The sequence below is a fragment of the Mycolicibacterium diernhoferi genome (assembly GCF_019456655.1).
GTDB lineage: Bacteria > Actinomycetota > Actinomycetes > Mycobacteriales > Mycobacteriaceae > Mycobacterium > Mycobacterium diernhoferi.
Genome location: NZ_CP080332.1, coordinates 3,972,575 through 3,994,359 on the forward strand (window position 1 = coordinate 3,972,575; position 21,785 = coordinate 3,994,359).

Annotated in this window: 9 protein-coding genes; 1 reads left to right on the forward strand and 8 read right to left on the reverse strand. The window is 70.8% G+C overall.

All coding sequences use genetic code 11. The features are described 5' to 3' along the window. Positions 1 to 3: 3 nt before the first annotated feature. From K0O62_RS18860 to K0O62_RS18895, 8 genes are read right to left on the reverse strand one after another with little or no spacing between them, the layout of a single operon-like run. On the reverse strand, positions 4 to 216 hold the full coding sequence (locus K0O62_RS18860) for an MbtH family protein (RefSeq protein ID WP_073853757.1): 213 nt from the start codon (positions 214 to 216) through the stop codon (positions 4 to 6). After that, the gene (gene mbtG / locus K0O62_RS18865) at positions 197 to 1,516 is read right to left on the reverse strand and encodes an NADPH-dependent L-lysine N(6)-monooxygenase MbtG (protein ID WP_073853756.1); all 1,320 of its coding nucleotides are present in this window, start codon (positions 1,514 to 1,516) and stop codon (positions 197 to 199) included. Before mbtG ends, K0O62_RS18860 begins: the two co-directional genes overlap by 20 nt. Continuing rightward, entirely contained in the window at positions 1,513 to 5,967 is a 4,455-nt protein-coding gene (locus K0O62_RS18870; protein WP_073853754.1) for a non-ribosomal peptide synthetase, read from the reverse strand. The genes mbtG and K0O62_RS18870 overlap by 4 nt, the downstream gene beginning before the upstream one ends. After that, entirely contained in the window at positions 5,964 to 11,438 is a 5,475-nt protein-coding gene (locus tag K0O62_RS18875) for a non-ribosomal peptide synthetase (protein WP_372512810.1), read from the reverse strand. The genes K0O62_RS18870 and K0O62_RS18875 overlap by 4 nt, the downstream gene beginning before the upstream one ends. Beyond that, the gene (mbtD, locus tag K0O62_RS18880) at positions 11,431 to 14,376 is read right to left on the reverse strand and encodes a mycobactin polyketide synthase MbtD (protein WP_073853752.1); all 2,946 of its coding nucleotides are present in this window, start codon (positions 14,374 to 14,376) and stop codon (positions 11,431 to 11,433) included. Before mbtD ends, K0O62_RS18875 begins: the two co-directional genes overlap by 8 nt. Then, a complete protein-coding gene (locus K0O62_RS18885) occupies positions 14,376 to 15,716 on the reverse strand; it encodes a beta-ketoacyl [acyl carrier protein] synthase domain-containing protein (RefSeq protein WP_073853750.1) in 1,341 nt (446 codons plus the stop codon). Before K0O62_RS18885 ends, mbtD begins: the two co-directional genes overlap by 1 nt. Then, the gene (locus K0O62_RS18890; RefSeq protein WP_073853748.1) at positions 15,706 to 16,446 is read right to left on the reverse strand and encodes a thioesterase II family protein; all 741 of its coding nucleotides are present in this window, start codon (positions 16,444 to 16,446) and stop codon (positions 15,706 to 15,708) included. Before K0O62_RS18890 ends, K0O62_RS18885 begins: the two co-directional genes overlap by 11 nt. Beyond that, positions 16,443 to 19,949: a non-ribosomal peptide synthetase gene (locus K0O62_RS18895; RefSeq protein ID WP_073853746.1), complete on the reverse strand. Its 3,507-nt coding sequence runs from the start codon at positions 19,947 to 19,949 to the stop codon at positions 16,443 to 16,445. Before K0O62_RS18895 ends, K0O62_RS18890 begins: the two co-directional genes overlap by 4 nt. 102 nt (positions 19,950 to 20,051) lie before the next feature. Between K0O62_RS18895 and K0O62_RS18900 the strand changes: the two genes are divergently transcribed. Beyond that, positions 20,052 to 21,719 (forward strand): (2,3-dihydroxybenzoyl)adenylate synthase, encoded by a 1,668-nt coding sequence (locus tag K0O62_RS18900; protein WP_073853745.1) that lies wholly within the window; start codon positions 20,052 to 20,054, stop codon positions 21,717 to 21,719. Positions 21,720 to 21,785: the final 66 nt, after the last annotated feature.

The window sequence follows — 21,785 nt, forward strand, 5'->3', positions numbered from 1 at the left end:
GAATCACTCGGCCATCGCGTCGCGCAGGCTCTTGGGCCGCAGGTCGCGCCAGTGCTCCTCGACGTAGGCCAGGCAATCGGCGCGGGTGCTCTCCCCGTACACCACCCGCCAGCCGGCGGGCACCTCGGCGAACTCGGGCCACAGGCTGTGCTGCTCCTCGTCGTTCACCAGGACGAAGAAGACACCGTCCTCGTCGTCAAACGGATTGCTGCTCATCGCTTCTCCTCGCGGTGGTATCGGAACTGGTGAAAAAATCCGATCCCAGCACCCGGTCGGACAACCGTCCCAGGCAGCTGAGGTTCGGGAAGCCGGGCCCCTGGGTCAGCCCGGCGAGTCCGGGCAGGAACAGCTTGGGTTCCACATCGCCGACGGACAGGTCGTAGCCGATCGACTCCTGGATGCTGTCGGCGGTCAGCTCCTTGCCCAGCCCCAGCTCCAGCATGTCGAGCGCTTCCTGACGCAGCAGCGGCACGAACCACATGGCGTTGGCGCCGGAGCCGTCGATGACCAGATCGAAACCGTGCACCGTCTCCAGCCGCTCCCCGCCGCGCTCGGTCTGCAGGGTCAGCCGGATGCGCTCGTCACGGGCCACCGCGTGTGCGACCCGGCCGCGCAGATGCCGGATCCGGTCGTCGGCGAGCAGCGCCTCCTGCACCCGCACCGAGAACACTCCGCGATCGGTGCGGTTCATGGCATCCCGTTTCTCGGCCAGGGTCAGACCCGCCCAGTGGATGGGATCGGAGTACAGCGAGTTCTCGAAGAAGCCCTCACCGCGGGTGAACAACGTCACCTGGGGCGAGATCACGGTGATGGTCGAAACCCGGTGCCGGAACAGCTCGTCGAGCATGGTGCCCGCCGTCTCGCCGCCGCCGATGACGGCCACCCGCTCGGCGGTGATCAGCTCGTGCTGGGCGGCCCGGTGCCAGAACTGGGCGATGGACAGCACCCGCGGGTTCCCGGGCAGGATGCAACGCTCGGCCTGCCCGGGGCCGCTGACCATCAGCGCCTCGGCGTGCACGGCGCCCTCCCGGGTGACCAGTTCCCACCGCGTCCCGTCGGGGCCGTCGTGCAAGCCGATCTCGGTGACCTCGCCGTTGCGGACCGTCATCCCGATGTTGTCGGCCACCCAGGTCAAGTACTGGCTCCAGCGCTTGTGGGTCGGGGCGGGCCGGCCACGGTCGACCCACTCCGCGAACTGCCCGGTCGCGATCAGATAGGACTGCCAGCTGTGCCGCATCATCCGCTGGTCCAGCTCGGCGTTGCGCCGCGCCACCAACGACGACCGGTACGGGAAGCCGACGTCCTTCTCGGGGCCGGTGCCCAGCCGGTGCTGACCGTCGGTCCAACCGCCCGCCGCCTGCCAGTTCGCGGCCACTGCGGTGCGTTCGATCGCCACCACCTCGGGGGTCGGCACCCCCATCGCGCGCAGCTCGGCGGCCTTGGCGGCCACCGCGATCGCCTTCACACCGGCGCCGATGACGGCCAGGGTCGGGGTCGGCGTCGGATTCGGGGTCACTGGATCACCTCTCGTAGAGCGTCCTGCCACAGGGCCTGCAGCGTGGCGACGTCGTCGGCGGACAAGATCTCGGGCAGTGTGCGCCACTGCGTGCCCAGCACCGGTGCGCCGTCCTTGTCGACCATCGCCACATTGAGCGTGATCTCATGGCGCACCGCGAGATTGGGTTCCGGTGTCCGGGAAACCTGCATCAGCAGATCACGGTCCAGGGTCAGCGCGGCACTGACCGGTTGATGCAGACGGCCCAGATAGTTCAGCAGGAGCTGCGGTTCCCGGTGGGCGGCGAGGCGCTGCGCGGTGTCGGGGCGAAGGTAACGCAGCAGGGCGTAGTCGATGCCGTCGCCCGGCAACCCGGCCAGCTCGGCGGCGACCCCGCGCAGGTCGTCGGCGTGCAGGCGCACCGGGTAGATCGCGCTGAGCAACCCGACCGTGTCACCGGTGTCGATCTGACGGGAGTCGCCCGCCCGCCCCGCCGACACCACGGCGTCGGCGCGGCCGTAGGTCTCCAGCGCCAGCAGCGTTGCGGGCGTGTCCTGTCCGCGTCGCCTGCGCCAGGCCGCGATCATCCTGGCGGTGGCCGCGGCCAGCACGTCGGGCACCGGGACCGGGGCGGCCAGCACCTGTGCGGTGACGGCGCGGCCGACGAAGGACATCGACACCTCGACGTCGGCGGCCCGGTCGGAATCCGGGCGCACCCGGCGGGTGCCCAGCTCCGGGTCGGCGCCGGCGAGCTGCCGTTCCCAGAACTCGCAGGTTTCCAGCTTGAGTGCGCGCTCGGCCAGCAGTCGCGACCACTGCCGCAGCGAGGTGTGCTCGCGCACCACGGCCGGTCGCCGGCCGGCGACCAGTGCGTGCCAACCGGTTTCGATCTCCCCCAGCACGATCTGCCAGGACGCCGGGTCCATGGCGAGCACATGCGCGGTGAGCAGCAGCACCTCGTCGCCGCCGGCGTGGCGCAGCCACACCGCGTCGAACATGACACCCCGCTCGGGATCGATCCGCTGCACCGCGGAGTCGGTGTGCGCCGCGACCAGGGACGCCAGATCTCCGGTCACCGCGACCTCGGTGAGAAAATCGGTACGCAGGTGTTCGACCAACATCATGGTCTCCCGGTCCAGCCGGCTGCGCAGTGCCGCGTGCCCGTCGACGACGCTGCGCAGCACCGTCTCCAGACGCTCCCGGGTGACACCGGCGGGCAACCGGATCGCCTCGGTCTGCGCCAGCCGGCGCGGGTCACCGTGGGCCAGCAGCCAATGCCCTGCCGGCAGCAACGGGATCGGGCCGGTGTCGCCGGTGTCGAACTCATCGGTCCCCACGGCGTCGCCTTCGGTGTCGATGGCGGCGGCGAGTTCGCGGATGCTGGCGCACTCCAGCATCAGCCGGGCCCGCACCGACACCCCGCGCCGGCGTACCGCCTGCACCACCGACAGCGCGACGATGCTGTCCAGACCAAGGTCGAGGAAGTCGGCGTTGACGTCCACGACCTTGGTGTCCAGGAGCTCGCCGAGTACCTCGGCGAGCACGATCTCGGTGTCGGTGGCCGGCGCCGTGATCTCGTCGGCCGCCCCGACGCCCCGGTCGGCGTCCAGGGCCGCCAGCGCGGCGTCGTCGACCTTGCCGTGCGAGGTCAGCGGGATCGCGTCGACATCGATGATGTGGTGCGGGACAAGGTATCTGGGCAGGGTGCTGGTCAGCAGCCGGCGCAGCTCGGCCGGGGTGGTGTCAGCGACCACATATGCGGTCAGCCGCGGCCCGCTGCGGTGCCGCCGGACGGCCACGTGTGCGTGCCGCACATCGGGGTGCCGGTACAGCGCGGCGGCCACCTCGGCGGGTTCCACCCGGAAACCACGGATCTTGACCTGATCGTCGCTGCGCCCGAGGAACTGCAGGACCCCACTCCCGGGAAGTCGCCGCACCACGTCGCCGGTGCGGTACATCCGGGCCCCCGGAGTGAGCGGATCGGCGACGAAGCGGCTCGCGGTCTCACCGGGGCGCCCAAGATAGCCACGGGTCAGCTGACCGCCGGTCAGGTAGAGCTCCCCGGTCACGCCGGCGGGCACCGGCCGCAGCCAGCCGTCGAGCACATGCGCGGTCATCGACCCGGTCGGCCGGCCGATGCAGGGCTGCTCGTTCTCGGCGATCGCGGCCACGACGGCCTCGACGGTGGTTTCGGTTGGCCCGTAACAGTTGTGCGCGCGCATCCCAGTGCGCTCGCATTCGGCGCGGATGCCCTGCCACGCAGCTGTATCGATGTTCTCCCCACCCAGGGCCAGCACCGCCAGCGGCACCGTGGACAGCAGACCCGCGGCGCGCAGCTGGGTGAACATCGACGGCGTGGTGTCGATCATGTCCACCCCCACGCGGGCGATGGTGGCCACCAGTGCCTCGGCGTCGCGCTGCACATCGTCGCCGATGATGTGCAGTCGATGTCCGCCGAGCAGCGCCACCAGGGGTTGCCACGCCGCGTCGAAGGTGAACGACCAGGCGTGCGCGATGCGCAGCGGGCGGTTGCGCCCGGCCTGCGCGGGGGCCAGCACATTGCGCACGTGATCGCGACCGTAGGCCAGCACGGCAGCATGGGTGCCGATGACGCCCTTGGGTTTTCCGGTCGTGCCCGAGGTGAAGATGATGTAGGCGCCCTGGCCCGGGCGGACCCGGGTCGGCGCGTAATCCGCATCCGCATCCGCTTCGCCGGCGATCTGGTCGAGCACCGCATCGTCGATGATCAGGTCCGCCCCGGTCTGGGCGATGATCTCGCGGACGCGTTCGCCGGGCATGCCCGGATCCAGCGGCACGATCAGACCGCCGGCCTTCAGCACGGCCAGCATCGTGACCACGTAATCGGGGCCACGGCGCAACAGGATCGGCACCGGGGTCTCCCCGCGCACTCCCCTGCGCTGCAGCGCCGCGGCCACCCGGTCGGCGGCGGCATCGAGCGCCTGGTAGCTGAGTTGGCCATCGGCACCGAAGCTCGATCGCGTACCCGGATCCCAGCTCAGCGCGACCTCGTCCGGCCGGTCCGCGGCGACCTCGGTGACGGCGGTGTGGAAGCCGCCCTCGATAGCGCCGGGCGTGAGCTGGGAGGTGGTGATCTCGCCGTCCAGGGTGACCGACACCTCGCGGATGGGACGGCCCCAGCACTGCAGCAGGCGCTGCACGACGGCCAACACCCGTCGCCCGAGGGTCTCGGCGTCCAGCAGACCCAGTGCCCCGTCCAGGGTTTCGACCAGCACGGTCAACCGTCCGTCGGTCGGGTGCGCGGCGATCGTGACCGGGAAATGCGACAGGCTCTCCAGCGCGGCGGGGCGGATCACCGCCGGTCCCAGGTCGAATTCGGCGCTGCCGACGAGGCCGCCGGGCGGAAAATTCTCGTACACCAGCAGCGTGTCGTACAGGTCGCCGATCCCACCGCAGGCACGCAGTTCGGTGTGGCTGAGGTAGCCGTGGTCGCGCAGTTCGGCCGCTTCCCGCTGCAGCGCAAGGCAGAGTTGTCCGACCCGTTCGCCCGGGTCCAGCCGGATCCGCAGCGGGACGGTGTTGATGAACAGCCCGACCATGGACTCCACCCCGGACAGTTCGTCGGGCCGGCCCGAGACGGTCACCCCGAACACCACATCGGACCGATCGGTGAAGGCCGACAGTGTTGTCGCCCAAGCCATCTGGAACAGAGTGCTGACCGTGACCCCGCGGCCGCGGGCCGCATCCAGCAGCTCGGTGGTGGCCTGTTCGTCCAGCTCGATCTCGGCGCGCCGGGGCAGGCCGGGGATGGCCTCACCGCCCAGCGCCGGGGTCAGCATGGTCGGGCCGTCCAGACCGGCGAGGTGGGCACGCCAGCGCTGCTTGCTGGCCTCGGGGTCCCGCCCGGCCAGCCAGCCGATGTAGTCGCGGTACGGGCGCGGGGCCGCCGGCAGCGCGGTGCGGTCGCCGCCGGCCTGGTACAGCCCGATCAACTCGCCGACGAACACCGGCAGCGACCAGCCGTCGATGACGATGTGATGGGCCACCACCACCAGCCGCCACTTCTGTTGCGGCATCTGCACCAGCAGGAACCGGATGGCCGGGCCCTTGGCCAGATCGAACGGCCGGCGGCGCGCCTCGGCCTCCAGTGCCGCCGCCTCGTCCGGGGTGGCCACGATGTGTTGCCACGGCAGGTCGAACGCGGCCGGGACGACGGCGACCGGCCGGCTGAGGTTGCCCTGGAAGAAGCTGACCCGCACGTTCGGGTGGCGTTCCAGCATCGCCTCCGCGCAGGACCGCAGCAGGTCGGCGTCGAGGTCACCGTCCACGTCCGCGGCCATCGCGATGAAGTACGGGTCGGTCCCGGCCTCGCTGTCGGTCAGACCGGCCAACGAGTACAGCCCCTGTTGCAGCGGGCTGAGTGCCATCACATCGAGGATCGCATCGGCGGCGGGCTGGAGCGGAGCGACCCGGGGATTGGGCAGCGCGCTCATCTCTGGTCTGCACCCCAGCCCGCGGTCAGTGCGGCCAGTTCGTCGGGAGACAGACCGGAGGCGGCCATCGGCTCGTGCCGGGTGTCGGCCGCCTGTACCTGGCCGGACTTGGCGTCCAGTGCCGCGGCGAGTTCGGCGAGGGCCGGGTGTTCGAACACCATCCGCGCGGTCAGCGGCAGCCCGGCGTCGCGGGCCCGGGCGGCCAACTGGACGGCCAGGATGCTGTCACCGCCGAGGGTGAAGAAGTCGTCGTGCCGGCCGAACTCGGGCACCGACAGCAGGTCGGTGAGCATGGCCGCCAGTGCGCGTTCGGTGTCGGTGCCGGCCGGTTCGCTCGGCCCGGTCGACACGATCACCGGGCGTGGCAGCACCGCCCCGTCGAGTGTGGACAGCACCGAGATCGGGAGCGCGGCATGGGTTTCCGGCAGCGCTTCCCGCACCGCGTCGATGAAGGCCGCCTCGTCGGCGACCGGCTCGACCGGTACCAGATAGCCACCGAGCACCGCCCCGCTGCGGGTCTCCCAGTAGCGGGTGATGGCCGCGGCGACACCCGGCACGGCCTCCAGTGCGGCCGCCACCTCGGGCTCTCCGCGTTCGGTGTAATCCAGGGTGCCGTCCGGGTTCCACCGGGCCCGGTCACCGGTGCGGTACAGCCGGGCACTGCGCCCGAACGGATTCTGCGGGTACCGGTATGCGGCCGCCGGGGAGGCGGTTTCGAATGACTCGTCGATCGCGCCGCCGGCGTAGTACACGTCGCCGGTGACGCCGACCGCCACCGGCGCCAACCATTCGTCGAGGAGATAGACCCGGTCGGCCCCCGCGGTCTGCGGCAGACCGGGCAGCGGCGCCGCCGCCGTGCTCCACTGGGACACGATGCGGGCGCCCTCGTCACCGTCGGCGATGGTGATGTCGCGCAGGGTGGCATCGGGATCACCGGCGAAGGCCCGCACGACGCGGTCCAGCCAGGTGATCAGCCGACGCGCGGTCTCCTGCTTGTACAGCTCGGTGCGGTAGATGACGGTGCCCTGGTACCCGGCCGGGGCGCCGTCGGGCGCGGTCTCGGCGAAGAAGTTCAGCGACAGGTCGGCGTGCGCCACATCGAAGGTGGGTTCCAGTGCGGTGAACCGGGTTTCGCCGTGCCCATCCCCCGAGTCGCTGCGCTCCTGCCCCCCGGGAACGGCCCCGGTGTCGATCACCTGATCGGCGGGCAGTTCCTCACGCACGTGCACGACGACGCCGAACAGCGGGTTGCGCGACAGCGATCGCACCGGGCTGACCGCGTCGACCACCCGGTCGAACGGCAGGTCCTGGTGGGCGTAGGCGCCCAGAGCCATCTCCCGGGCGCGGCGCAGCACCTCACGTACGGTGGGGTTGCCGTCCAGCTTGTTGCGCAGCACCACGATGTTGATGAAGAAGCCGATCAGCCCGTCGAGTTCGGGTTCGGTGCGCCCGGCGACCGGGGTGCCCAGCGGGATGTCGGTGCCCTCACCGGCCTTGTGCAGGGCGACGGCGACGGCGGCCTGCAGCAGCATGAACTCCGTGATGCCGAGTTCGCGGGTCAGCTCGGCCAGTCTGGCCCGGGTGTCGGCGTCGATGGTGAACGTCAGCGCGTCACCCTCACCGTCAGGCACCGGCGGGCGCGGGAAGTCCGGGCGCAGCCCGTTCTCCTCGGGCAGTCCGGACAGCTGCTTCACCCAGTAATCCCGCTGGGCGGCAATACTTTCGGTGTCCCCGCCGAGCAGCTCGGCCTGCCAGGCGGCGTAGTCGGCGTACTGCACGGGCAGCGGCTCGAACTCCGGTGCCTGCCCGCGGCAGCGGGCCCGGTAGGCGGCCAGGATGTCGGTGAACAGCACCCCGGCCGACCAGTGGTCGGCGGCGATGTGGTGCACCACCAGGGACAGCACGTGGGTGTCCCCGGTACTGAGCACGGCGGCCCGGATCGGCCGGTCGTTCTCCAGGTCGAAGCAGTAGCGGCGTTCGGCGGTCAGCTCGGCCTGCAGCCACTCCTCGCCCACCCCACGGGCCCGGCGCACCGGGACGGCGGTCGCCGGGTGCACGATCTGATAGGGCGCGCCGTCGATCTCCCGGTAGGTGGTGCGCAGGATCTCGTGCCGGGCCACCACATCGGAGATGGCGGCGACGAACGCCTCCGGGTTGTTCGGGCCGCTCAGTCGGGCCGCGAACGGGATGTTGTTCACCGGGTTGGGTCCGTCGATGCGGAATTGGAACCACTGCCGCAGTTGGGCGGCCGACATCTGCAGCGGCCCGCCGCGTTCGACGGGCACCATGGCCGGGCGGTCCGAACGCCCGCCGGCTGCGGTGATCTCGTCGATGTGCGCGGCGATCCCGCTGACCGTACCCAGCTCGAAGATCTCCTGCACGCCGATGTCGACGCGGCAGCGTGAGCGCACCGCGGCCACCAGTTTGGTGGCCAGCAGCGAGTGCCCTCCGAGTTCGAAGAAGGAGTCGTCGGCACCGACCGTGTCGCGGCCGAGCAGGTCGCCGAACAGTTCGGCGATCACCCGTTCGGTGTCGGTGCCGGGTTCGCGGTATTCGGTGTCGACCGCGATCTCGGGTTCCGGTAGGGCGTTGCGGTCGATCTTGCCGTGCGCGGTGATCGGGATCTCGTCGATGGCCACGTAGGCGGCCGGGATCATGTAGTCGGGCAGGGCCGCGGCGACGCGGGCCCGGATCCGGTCGATCTCGACGATGCCGTTCTCACCGGCCGGGGTGATGTAGCCGACCAGGCTCTTGCCCAGCCCCGGCACATCGCTGACCACCACGACGGCCTGACCGACCGACGGGTCGACCGAGATCGCGGCGGCCACCTCGCCGAGTTCGATCCGGAAGCCCCGGATCTTCACCTGCTCGTCGGCGCGGCCGACGAATTCGATGTCCCCGTCCGCATTTCGGCGGGCCAGGTCGCCGGAGCGGTACATCCGACGCCCCGGGTTGAACGGATCGGCGACGAACCGCTCGGCGGTCAGGGCCGGCCGGTCGTGGTATCCGTGCGCGACGTGTGTTCCGCCGATGTAGATCTCGCCGATCACACCGACCGGCACCGGCTGCAGGTAGTCGTCGAGCAGGTGGATGCTGGTGTTGATCTTCGGGGTGCCGATCGGCACGATGCGCGAACCCTGCTTGCCCTCGACCTTGTAGCGGCTGCAGTTGAGCACCGTCTCGGTCGGCCCGTAGAAGTTGTGCAGCAGGGAGTCGAACATGGCGTGGAACTTGTCGGCGACCTCACCGGGCAGCGCCTCGCCGCCGATCGGGACGCGCTGCAGGGTGCGCCATTCGTCGACCCCGGGCAGCGACAGGAACAGGCCGAGCAGCGACGGGACGAAGTGCATCGAGGTGACGCCCTCGTTGCGCAGCAGGTCGGTCAGATAGCCGATGTCGGTGAGCCCGTCCGGTTTCGGGATGACCAACCGGGCCCCGGCGGCCAGCATGCCGAAGATCTCGCCGATCGAGACGTCGAAGCCCTGCGAGGCCACCTGCAGCAGTCGGTCGGAGTCGGAGACCTCGTACTCCGGCCCGAACCAGGCGAAGTACTCGGCGATCGGCCGGTGCGGCACCGGAACGCCCTTGGGCAGCCCGGTGGAACCGGAGGTGTAGATCAGATAGGCGGTGTTCTCCGGCAGCAGGGGGCGCAGCCGGTCGGCATCGGTGGGGTCGGTGCCGGGGTGCTCGTCCAGGTCGGTGGGCAGCGCGCGCAGCACGACCTCGGGGTCGGAGTCGGACAGGATGTAGGACAGCCGGTCCTCGGGGTAGGTCGGGTCGATGGGTAGGTACACCGCACCGGCCTTCACGATGCCCAGGGCGGTGATGACCAGTTCCGGAGATTTGTCCATCAGCACCGCGACCCGGTCCTCGGTGCCGATACCCTGTGCGATCAGCTTGTGCGCCAACCGGTTCGCGGTCTCATTGATCTCGCGGTAGCTGTAGTGGCGGCCCTCGTACACGACGGCGGTGACGTCGGGGGTCTCGGCGGCTTGGGCCTCGACCAGCGCGGTCAGCGTGGTGGCCGGGGTCTCGAACCGCTCGCCGTGCGAGACCGCGCGCAGCCACTCGGCGTCCTCGGCGGAGAGGATGTCCAGCCGGGCCAGCGGGCGCTCCGGATCGGCCAGCGCGTGCTCCAGCAGCACCTCAAACGATGTGAGCATCCGGGCGGCCAGATCGGCGTCGATGATCTCGGTGAGGTGTTCGGCTTCCACCACCGCGTCGACGCCGTCCCACTCCACCATGAAGCCCAGCGGCAGCTGGGTGACGTTGCCGCGCAGCTCGCCACGGGCACACGTCACACCCTCGGGCCGGAAGCCGCCGCCGTCGGGTTCGCGGAAGCCGAAACTCACCCGGGTCATCCGCTCGGCGCCGTGCCGACGGTCCGGGTTCAGTTCGCGCACCACCCGATCCAGGTTGATGCGTTGATGGGCGAAGGCGCCCAGCGCGGTGTCGCGGGTGGCCAGTACCGTCTCCCGGAAGCCGGCCGCGGCCTGCGGGCGCAGCCGCATCGCCACGGTGTTGCCGTAGTACCCGAGGGCGTCATCGGATCCGCGGTTGAGCACCGGACTGGCGACCAGGAAGTCGTCGGTGTGGGTGTAGCGGTTGATCAGCACACCGAATGCGGCCAGCAGCACCATGTACGGGGTGGCGCCGGTCTCCTGCGCCAGCGCCGACACCTTGGCCACCGTCTCCGGTCGCAGTGCCAGCGATGTCCGCTGGGATTTGAACGCGGTCGGGATGGCCGAGCCGGTCGGTCCCGGGAGTTCCAGCGGCTCGGGCGGATCGGTCATCACCGTGCGCCAGTGCGCCAGGTCTTCGTCGGTGGTGTCGGCGGGCAGCGCCGGGGGCCGCGGGGTGGGGCCGAGGTCGGTGCCGCCGTAGGCCCGGGTGAGGTCGTCGAAGAAGATCCGCCAGCAGCCGTCGTCCCAGGCGATGTGGTGCGCGACCAGCAACATCATGTGCTCGTCGGCGGCCAGCCGCACCAGGGTGATGCGCAGCGGCGAATCGGTGCTCAGGTCGAAGCTCCGCCCGAACTCGCGCTGCGCCAACACCTCCAGGCGGAGCCCACGGGCCCGCTCGGACATCTCCGAGAGGTCGTGGAAGGCCCAGGACGGGCGCAGGTCGTCGTGCACGACGGCCTGCGGCTCACCGTTCTCGTCGGCGGTGTAGGTGGTGCGCAGCAACGGGTGCCGGCGGCCCACCGCATCGAGCGCGGTCTGCAGGCGGTCGGCGTCCAGCGCACCGGTGAGCCGGTAGGACAGGCTGATGTTGAGCAGCACCCCGGTCGGGTCGAAGGCCTGCACGAACCACATCCGGCGCTGCCCGTCGGACAGTGCGTTCTCGTCGGCCTGTTCGGCGGCTGCCGCGGCCAGGCCGCGTTCGGCGAGCTTGCGGCGCATCAGTTCCAGGCGTGCCTCGGCCCCCGACCTGGCGCCGGCGGTCGTCGATGCGTCTACGGTGTCAGTCACGGAGGCGTGCCTTCTTCTCTGGTTGTTCCAGGAGCTCGATCACCTCGGCGACGGTCGCGCCGCCGAGGATGGTCGCCAGTGGCACATTGGCCCCGGCCGCCTTCTTGAGCTTCTTGCGTAGGTCGAGCGCCAACAGCGAGTCGACGCCCAGATCGAGCAGTGACGCGGACGGCTCCAGTGCCGTGTCCGCGGGGAGGTTGAGGACCGCGCCGAGGGCCACCCGCAGCACTCCCGCGGCGTCCAGCCCGTCCAGGGACGGCTCGGGTGCTGCCGCAGCCTCGTGCGCGGGGCCGCTGGGGGTGTTGCCCAGGAAGAGCTGCAGCCGCTCCGGGTCGGCGGTGAACACCAGCGGGTCGGCGGTGAAGTCGCGCAGGCAGGCGTCCACGGCGCGCTCCGGCGCCATGGCCCGCAGCCCGGACCGTTCGACCCGGGCCACCTCGTCGGCGTCGATGATGCCGGTCTGCCCGGGCAGGCCCGGCCACAGCCCCCACCGCACCGAGGTGCACCGTCGGCCGTCGGAGCGCAGCTGGACCGCCATGGTGTCCAGCAGCCGGTTGGCGGCCGCGTAGGCGGTGTGCCCGCTGCCGCCCCAGAGCCCGGATACCGAGGAGCACAGCACGATGCGTGCGTCCTCGCGCAGCGGCCAGTGCCGGGTGACGGTGGCCAGCCCCGCCACCTTGGCCGCGACGGTGTCGGTGAAGGTCCGCCCGGTCAGTTCTCGGTGCCCGACGATGGCGGCGGTACCCGCGGCGTGGATGACCAATGAGGCTCCGCGTCCGCCGAACTCGGCGGCGGCCGCCGTCACCGCCGCCGGATCGGTGATATCGCAGGGCGGGGCCAGCACCTCCACACCGGACACCTCACGCTGCGGATCGGCACCGGACCGGCCGAGCAGCACGATCCGGCGGGCCCCGCGCGCGGCGAGCTGGTGCACGAAGTGGGTGCCCACCGCTCCGCTCCCGCCGGTGATCACCACCTCGTCGAGAACCGTTGATGACCAAGCGGGTTGGGGCAGCCGGTCGTCGACAGTGGTGCGGCCATAGAGCGCCGGTCCGGATTCGGTGTGCCGCAGCGCGAGTTCACCGGCCGGGCCGCGCAGCGCGTCGGCGGTCTGCGCCGCGGCCGCCGCCCCGAGGTCCCAGGACGGCAGATCCAGGTGCCCGAAGGCCTGGTCGGGGTGCTCCAACCCGATGCTGCGGTGCATGGCCGCCAGCGCCGCCTGGGCGGGCAGCGGTCCGGGTTCGCCGGGGCGCACCTGTTCGCCGCCGACGGTGATGAGCCAGACGTCGCGGCACAGCGGGCCGATGGCGTCGGGGTAGTCCAGCAGGCCGGTCTCGATGCGCGCGGCGAGCTCGTGGGCCGCGGTGACCGCATCGAGATGGTCGAGGACCGGCGCCAGCACCACGAGCAGGTCCGCGTCATCCGGGCCGGTGAGGTTCAGGTGCGCGCCCAGGGGCCCGGCGATCCGGTCGCCCTCGCCGAGATCGATCACCGCGGCGCGACGGGGCCCGCCCCGCCCGGGGGTCACCGGCTCCCAGCGTTCGGTCATCACCTTCAGCCCCGGCACCGGTGGCAGGGGTTCGGCCGCGGCCCAGTGGTGCTGGGCACGCATCGGCGCGAACGGGAAGTCGGACAACAGGTTCGAGTCGGCGCCGAGCGTGTCGGTCCGTCCGAAGCCGGGGTCGGCGACGGCCACGGCGGCCAGGTTGGCGCTCAGCCGCTCCACGATCGGCTCGTCGCGGCGGCCCGAGCCCACCATCAGTGGCGGATCGGGCATGTCGTCGAGCACATCGGCCATGGCGTAGAGCAGCGCCGGATGCGCGGAGAGTTCGACGAAGGCGTCCGCTCCGGCGGCGGTGGCGGCGCGCACGGCGTCGCCGAAGCGGACGGTGCTGCGCAGGTTGGTGTACCAGTAGTCGGCGAAGTCGGTGCCCGCCGGCACCGGCTGCGCGGTGGCCGACCCGATGAACACGATGTCCGCCGCACCGAAGACACCTGGGGGAAGCAACGATTCGAGTTCGGCGCGCTTGGAGTCCAGCTTGGTGGTGTGGGCCGGGAACCACATCTCGATTTCTTTGGCGAACCGGCCGGCCTCGTTGGTCCGGCGCACCAGTGTCGCGATGGCATCGGTGTCGCCGGAGACGGCGACCGAGGACGTCGAGTTCACCACCGAGAGTTCCGCCCAGCCGGGTGTTTCGGCGATCGCCCGCTCGGCCTGGGCGGGATCGATTCCGAGTACCGCCACCCGGTACGGACCGGTCAGCCCGTCCAGCAGGGTGGCCCGCGCGGCCACCACCCCGACGGCCTCCTGCAGCGTGATGGCGCCGGCGATGTGGGCGGCACCGATCTCACCGAGACTGTGTCCCACGGTGATATCCGGGGTCACACCGCAGGACTGCCACACCCGGGCCAGGGCCACCCCGTGCACGAACTGCGCACCCTGGATCTGGAGCTGGGAGAAGTCATTGGTCTGCGCGCCGGGTTCGGCCAGCAGATAGGACAGCGGGCACGGGTGTCCGGCGGCGGCGAACACCGCGGCGCACCGGTCTGCCTCCGCGCGGTACACCGGTAGCCGGTCGTAGGCCTGGACCCCCATGGCCGGCCACTGGCTGCCCTGTCCGGGGAAGACGAACGCGACACGCAGCGCACCCGTGCGATCCGAGCGGGTGACCAGCGGGTGGTCCTCCCCCGCGTTCAGGGCCTGCAGCGCGGCACAGAGTTCGGTGATGTCGGCGGCGCGGATCACCGCCCGGTACTTACGGACCCGCCGGGTGCGCGTCAGCGTCGCGGCCACCCGGGCCACGTCGGGGGCACCGCACAGCTGCGGCCGGCGCCGCAGGTAGCTGCGGATCGCACCGGCGTCCTGGCCGATGAGGTCCTCGGCGTGGGCGCTGAGCAGCACCGGGATCCGTCCGTCGGGCATCGGGGCGGTGGCCATCAGGCGGCATCCTGGGCGCTGTCGGGGACCGACACCACGGCGTGGGTGTTGGTGCCGCTCATCCCGAAGGCGGAGACCGCGGCGATGCGCTGCCCGTCGATCGCCGGCCAGGCGGTGAGCGTGGTGGCCAGACGCAACCCCTGCGCATCCCAGTCGATCTCACGGCTCGCCGCGTCGATGTGCAGGCTGGCGGGCACCGCGCCGCGGTGGGCGGCGATGATCACCTTGGCCAGACCGAGCGCGCCGGCGGCGGCCTGGGCGTGTCCCACATTGGATTTCACCGAACCCAGCAGCGCGCCGGTGCCGGGCGCGGTGGCGCCGTAGGTCTGGGCCAGCGCCCGTAGTTCGGTGCGGTCCCCGAGCCGGGTCGCGGTGCCGTGCCCCTCGATCATGCCGACCTGCTCGGGCCGGACACCGGCACGCTCGATGGCCCGGGCGAACAACCGCTGCTGGGCGGCGCCGCTGGGTGCGGTCAGCCCGATGGTGCGGCCGTCGGAGTTGACGGCGGTGGCCCGCAACTCGGCCAGTACCCGTCGGCCGTTGCGGATCGCCGCCGAGCGGCGTTGCAGCAGGAACATGGCGGCGCCCTCGGCCCACACGGTGCCGCTGGCGGCGGCGCTGTAGGGCCGGCAGTGCCCGTCGTCGGACAGCGCATGCTGTTTGGAGAACTCGACGAAGTAACCCGGGGTGCCCATCACGCAGACCCCGCCGGTCAGCGCCATGTCGCAGTCACCGTTGCGGATCGCCCCGGCCGCGGTGTGCAGCGCGGCCAGCGCCGACGAGCAGGAGGTGTCCACAGTGAGTGCCGGGCCGGCCAGGTCCAGCATGTACGCGATGCGCCCGGAGATCACGCCGAGTGATGTTCCGGTGATGAGATGCCCACTGTGCGTGGAATATTCGGACAGTTCCGGCCCGTACTCCAGCGCCGAGGCGCCGATGTAGCAGCCCACGTCATGGCCGGCGACCTCGTCGGGGTTGATCCCGCTGTTCTCCAGCGTGCGCCAGGCCAGTCGCAGCGCCACCCGCTGTTGCGGGTCCATCGCGTCGGCCTCCCGTGGCGAGATACCGAAGAACGACGGATCGAAACATGCTGCGTCGGAGAGAAACCCGCCCAGATCGTGGATCTGCTTGAAACCGTCGCGCCGCGACCCCTCCAGCAGGTCGGTGACCGCCCAGCCGCGGTCGGCGGGGAACGGACCGAGGGCCTCGCGCTGCCCGGACAGCAGATCCCAGAAGGAATCGGCGGAGTCGACGCCGCCCGGCGCCTCCAGCGCCATGCCGACGATCACCACCGGATCGTCGGTGCGCCCGTCCTCGACGTGCCCGTTCTCAGAGCGCATGGACCAACTCCGCCACGTCCGCGGTGTGGTCGTTGATGTAGAAGTGTCCGCCCTCGAACATCGACACGGTGAAGGCGCCGCTGGTGTGGGTTTCCCAGCGCCGCAACATGTTCTCGCTGACCCGGTGGTCGGTGTCCCCGCCCAGGGTGTGGATGTCGGCGGCGATGCGGACATCGTCGTCGCACCCGTAGCGGTTGAAGGCGGCGTAGTCGGCCCGCACCGCCATCAGCAGCAGTTCCACGAAGTCCTCGTCGGCCAGCAGTTGCGGGTCGGTGCCACCGAGATCCACCATCTCGGCGATGATCTCGCTCTCCGCCATCGGCAGGGCGGGTGCCGCCGCCACCGTCGACGGTGCCTCACTGGCCGACACCCACAACGAGCTGACCTCGATGCCCTTGCTCTCGGCGACCCGGGCGAACTCGAAGGCCACCACCGCACCCATGCAGTGCCCGAACAGCCGCAGCGGCCCCAGCGCGGCCCAGTCACCGGCGTCGAACAGGTCCGCCGCGAGCTCGCCGACGGTGTCGGGCGCCGGGTGGGTCAGCCGGTCCCCGCGCTGCGGGTACTGCATGACGTAGGCGTCCGAGCCTGCCGCGGCCAGCGCGGTGCCCAGCCCCCGGTAGGCCAGTGCCGCCCCGCCGGCGTGCGGGAACACCAGCGTCGCCGGGGCGTCCGGTGCCCCACCCGGGTACCGCTTGACCCACGGTTTGAACGTCGCGTCGGCGCTCACGTGCGGCCCGCGGTGTCGAGTTCGGAGGTCCCGTGCAGTTCGGAAACGACATCTTCGTCGTCCATCGCGGCGACCTCCAGGTACAGCTCGGCCACCAATTCCAGGCGCTGACCGTCGGATTCGCGCTCGATGAGGCGCCGGGCGATCGCGGCGACGGTGCGGGTGGCGAATACGTCGGGCACCATGATGGTGGGGGTGTCCAGCCAGTCCCGCACGTGGGCGACGAGCTGGGTCGCCATCACCGAGTCACCGCCGAGGCCGAAGAAGTCGTCGTCGACGCCGATGGGGTCCCCGCGGCCGAGCAGGTCCGACATGATCCGCGCGAGCGCGGTCTCCAGCGCGGTGGACGGCGCCCGGTAGCCGCGTTCGGCGGGCAGTCCGGCTTGTGACAGGCGCAGCGCCACGGCCACCCGGTCGATCTTGCCGCCGCCCGCGTTGTACGGGATCTTGTCGGTGGCCTCGATGATCTGCGGGATCATGTGCGCGGGCACCAGGTCCGCGAGGCCGGCCGCCACCGCGTCGGTGTCCACGTTCGGATCGTCGATGCGCACCAGCGCGCCGAGCACATCCTTGCCGCCCTCGACGGGGATCACCGCGGCGACCGCCGCGCCCACCCCGGGTAGCCGGTTCAGGGCGGCCTCGACCTCGCCGAGCTCGATGCGGTAGCCGCTGAGCTTGACCCGCTGATCGGTGCGCCCGATGAACTCCAGGGTGCCGTCGGGCCGGTACCGGGCCAGATCCCCGGTGCGGTACCAGGTGCGTCCGGCGTGTTCGACGAACTTCTCGGCGGTCAGGTCGGGGCGGCCGCGGTAGCCGCGGGCGATGCCGCGGCCGCTGAACCACAGTTCGCCGGGCACCCAGTCCGGGCAGTCCTCACCGGACGGGCTGACCACCCGGCAGGCGTTGTTCGGGAACGGCACACCGTAGGGCACCGAGGCTGCGGCGGGAACCTCGTCGTCGGGGCCGATCTCGAAGATGGTGCCGTGGATGGCCGTCTCGGTCGCCCCGCCCAGGCCGGCGAACCGCATCTGCGGCGCGCGGGCGCGCAGGGCCCGGACCATGTCGGGGCGCACCCAGTCGCCACCGGCCAGCACCACCCGCAGCGAGCTGATGTCGCCGGGCACCTCGGTGAGCATCTGCAGCCAGCCGGGCAGGAAGTTGACCACCGAGACCCGGTGCTCGGCGATGAGCCGGGCCCAGGCGTCCGGGTCGCGGCGCGCGTCCTCGTCCACCATGACGATGGCGCCACCGGCGCGCAGGGTGCCGAACACATCCGGCACCGACATGTCCGATTCCAGGTGCGACAGCGCCAGCGCCCGGTCGCTCGCACCGATCTCGAAGTGCCGGTACAGGAACTCCAGCGTGTTGAGCACGGCGTCGTGGGTCAGCTCCACACCCTTGGGTTCGCCGGTGGACCCGGAGGTGAACAGCACGTAGGCCAGATCGTCGGGTGCGACCGTGACGGGCGTGAAAGTGGTTGCGCTGGTGTCGATGTCGCGGATGCGCAGGGAGGGCACAGCGGCCTCGGCGAGCACTTCCGGGGTGTCGGCACCGCAGATCAGGGCGAACGTCACGCCACCGGTGGCCAGCATGCGGCGAGCGCGGTCGGCCGGCTGGTCCACGCCGATCGGCAGATACGCCGCGCCGGCGGTGAGGATGCCCAACAGCGCGGGGATCTGCTCGGCGCCCTTGGGTCCCAGCACCGCCACCACGTCCCCGGAGCCGACGCCGGCGTTCTGCAGGGCGGCGGCGACGGCCAGCACCCGGCCCTCGAGCTCGCCGTAACGCAGCGTGCCGGTGGAGGCGATCAGCGCGGTGGCCTCGGGGTGGGCCGCGGCATTGCGGAAGAACCCGTCGACCAGGTTGTCACCGCTCGGCGGTGCGCTGGTGCCGTTGACGGTGTCCCGGACGGCGCGCGAGGACTCGGCCGGCGCGGGCGGATCCGGCTGGTCCCAGGCCGCGTCGTCGGCGGCCAGGCGGGCCAGTTCGGCGACCTCGTAGGCGAACATCGCCTCGGGGACCCCGGGCGGGAAGGCTTCGACCCGGACATCCCAGTTGATCATCAGACCGTCGACCAGCGGGGTGGCCTGGGCGTCGATGAGCACCTGCGGGCCCTGGGAGATGGTCCACACCGGCTCGCCGAACTGGTCGGTGACGTCACCGGCGAACAGGTCGCCCAGGCCCAGTGCACTGGTGTAGACGATGGTCGCCAGCGTCTGGGTGCCGCGGTGACGGCTCATATCGCGCAGCACGTCGAGCCCGGACACCGACGAGTGCGCGGCGGTGGCGTGCAGGGTCTCCTGCACCGCGCGGGCCCGGGCCGCCGGGGTGCCGGTCCCGGCCAGGTCGATGTCGAGCATCAGCGAGGAGGTGAAGCAACCCACCAGCTTGTCGACATCCGGGTGATAGGGCTCGCGGCCGAACATCGGCAGGTTGAGCAGGAAGCGCGAACTCGTGGACCAACGGGCCAGCGCATTGGCGTAGGCGGCGGCGACCGCCATCGCCGGGGTGATGCCGCGCTTGTGCGCGTTGGCGTACAGCGCATCGCGGGTCGGTACGTCGAAGATGTGCCACAACCTGATGTTGCGCAACGGATTTGCCTGATCGTCGCGCGGAACCAGCGGCAGCGCAGGGGGTTCCGGAAGATCGGGTACCCGCTCGGCCCACCACTGCACGTCCTCCTGCGACGGCGCCGCGGTGGACGCGGTCAGCCGGGCCCGGTACTCGCGGTAGGTGTACCCGAGTTCGGGAAGTTCCGCACCGCGGTAGAGGGCGGCCAGATCGGCCATGAAGTTCCGGAAGCTGACCGCGTCGGCGGCCTGCATGTCCATGTCGACGTGCAGACGCGTGCGCCCACCGGCCAGCAGGGACAGCGAGATCTGCAGAACCTCGTTGTCCAGTAACTGATGTGATTTGTCGTCACGGATTCGCTCGAGGCGCTCTGCGGCCGCCTCGGCATCGAGGTCGGTCAGGTCGTAGACGGTGACCGGCAGACCGCGGTCGCCGATCCGCTGGGTGCCGTCGGGCAGGATCTCCTGCCGCAACATCGGATGGCGCGCAATGAGTTTCGTTGCCGCCTGCTGGAGTCGCCCCGCATCCACGCCGACGCCGTCGAATTCGACGTACAGATGCGCGGCCACACCACCGAGTTCCTGTTCGCCGTGGCGGCCCACCCACATCGCGTGCGCGATCGGCGCCAGCGGGAAGGGGGCGTCGGGGTCGGCGTCCCCACCATCGGGGGGCCCCGAATCCGGGGCGGGTGCCGCGGGGGCATGCTCGGCCACCAGTTCCTGCCAGGCGGCCACCGTGGGGTTGGCGGCCAGCGCGGCGAAACCGACCGCGATGCCCTGCTTCCGCCAGCGCCCCGACAGCGACATCATCCGGATGGAGTCGAGTCCGGAGGCGATGAGGTCAGCGTCGGGGTCCAGCTCATCCGGCGCGATCCCGAGCAGTTCAGCCACCTCGGCGCGCACCGTGTCTGATGTCGTCGCAGCGACGCCCACTCTGGTTCCTCCGAAGATTTAGTACAGGCTCCCCTAACTCAGGTGAGGCTACCTTATATTCGTATTTGCATTACACCTACCCAGAGGGACGGTTTCTCCAGCATGAGCACGGCTTTTCCGCAGGAACGCGGCGATCTGAACAGCGGTTTCGTCCCGTTCCCCGCCGATCGCGCTGCCATCTACCGGCAGGCGGGCTACTGGACCGACAAACCGCTGGACTCCATTCTCAGCAACGGCGCGGAAAAATGGCCCGACACCGCCGCAATCATCGACGCCGAGCGCCGATATACCTTCGCCGAACTGGACTCGCTGGCCGACCTGGTCGCCGCCCGTCTGCATGCCCTGGGCCTGCGCGCCGGCGACCGGGTACTGCTGCAGTTACCCAACAGCACCCAGTTCGCCGTCGCCTTCTTCGGCCTGCTGCGGGCGGGCGTGGTACCGGTGATGTGCCTGTTCGGGCACCGCTCGGCAGAACTGCGCCACTTCGCCGCCGTCAGCGGTGCTGTCGGACTCATAATCACCGATACGGCAGCCGGTTTCGACTTCCGTGAAATGGCCGCGGCGCTGCAGCAGGAGCATCCCGCGCTGCGTCACGTCATCGTCGACGGCGATCCCGGCCCGTACCTGCCCTGGTCCACGCTGACCGCACCGCCGAGCGAGGGCGAGGTCGCCGCGCCGCCGGCCCGGGAGAACTTCGATGCCGCCGCCCCGGCGCTGCTGCTGGTCTCCGGCGGCACCACCGGGCTGCCGAAGCTGATCGCGCGGACCCACAACGACTACCTGTACACCGCGGTCGCCTCGGCCCAGACCTACCTGATGACCGGCGCGGACACCTACCTCGTGGCGCTGCCGGCCGGGCACAACTTCCCGCTGGCCTGCCCGGGCCTGCTCGGCTCGATGACCGTCGGCGCCCCCACCGTCTTCACCGCCGACCCCAGTCCGGAGAACGCGTTCGGCCTCATCGACAAGCACAAGGTGACGGTGACCGGGCTGGTCAACGCGCTGGCCAAGGTGTGGTCGCAGGCCTGCGACTGGGAGCCGGTGCTACCCACGTCGCTGCGCGTGGTCCAGGTCGGCGGCTCCCGGATGACCGCCGAGGAAGCCAGGTTCATCCTCGACAACCTGACCCCCGGGCTGAGCCAGATCTTCGGCATGGCCGAGGGCATGCTGAACTTCACCCGCCCCGGCGACCCGGTCGAGGTGCTTCTGCACACCCAGGGCCGGCCGATGTCCGACCTGGACGAGATGCGGGTGGTCGACGAACACGGCGCCGATGTGGCGCCCGGCGAAGAGGGCGAACTGCTGGTGCGGGGGCCCTACACCATCAACGGGTACTACCGCGCCGAAGAGGCCAACGCGCGCTCGTTCAGCCCGGACGGCTACTACCGCTCCGGTGACCGGGTGCGTATCTTCGCCGACGGTCCGCTGGCCGGCTATGTCGAGGTGACCGGCCGGATCAAGGATGTGATCCACCGGGGTGGCGAAACCGTGTCGGCGTCGGATCTGGAAGAGCACCTGTTCGCCCACCCGGACATCTACGCCGCGGCCGCGGTCGCCATGCCCGACGAGTATCTGGGCGAGAAGATCTGTGCCGCAGTCGTTTTCTCGGGCAAGCCGCTGACCCTGGCCGAACTCAACGGTTTCCTGGACGCCCGCGGGGTGTCCGCGCACACCAAGCCCGACATGCTCGCCGCGCTGCCGGCATTGCCGAAGACCGCCGTCGGCAAGGTCGACAAGTCGCAGATCATCGAGTTGCTGAGGTCGTCATGACGGCTGATCCGTTCATGCAGTTGAAATCTCGGTCCCCGGTGTGTGCAGAGGCACAGAACGTAGACC

Excerpts from the sequence above, each read along its gene's own strand:
- K0O62_RS18900 (WP_073853745.1), top strand. The coding sequence starts at position 20,052 with ATGAGCACGGCTTTTCCGCAGGAACGCGGCGATCTGAACAGCGGTTTC.
- K0O62_RS18885 (WP_073853750.1), bottom strand. The coding sequence starts at position 15,716 with ATGCGCTCTGAGAACGGGCACGTCGAGGACGGGCGCACCGACGATCCG.
- mbtD (WP_073853752.1), bottom strand. The coding sequence starts at position 14,376 with ATGGCCACCGCCCCGATGCCCGACGGACGGATCCCGGTGCTGCTCAGC.
- K0O62_RS18870 (WP_073853754.1), bottom strand. The coding sequence starts at position 5,967 with ATGAGCGCGCTGCCCAATCCCCGGGTCGCTCCGCTCCAGCCCGCCGCC.
- K0O62_RS18860 (WP_073853757.1), bottom strand. The coding sequence starts at position 216 with ATGAGCAGCAATCCGTTTGACGACGAGGACGGTGTCTTCTTCGTCCTG.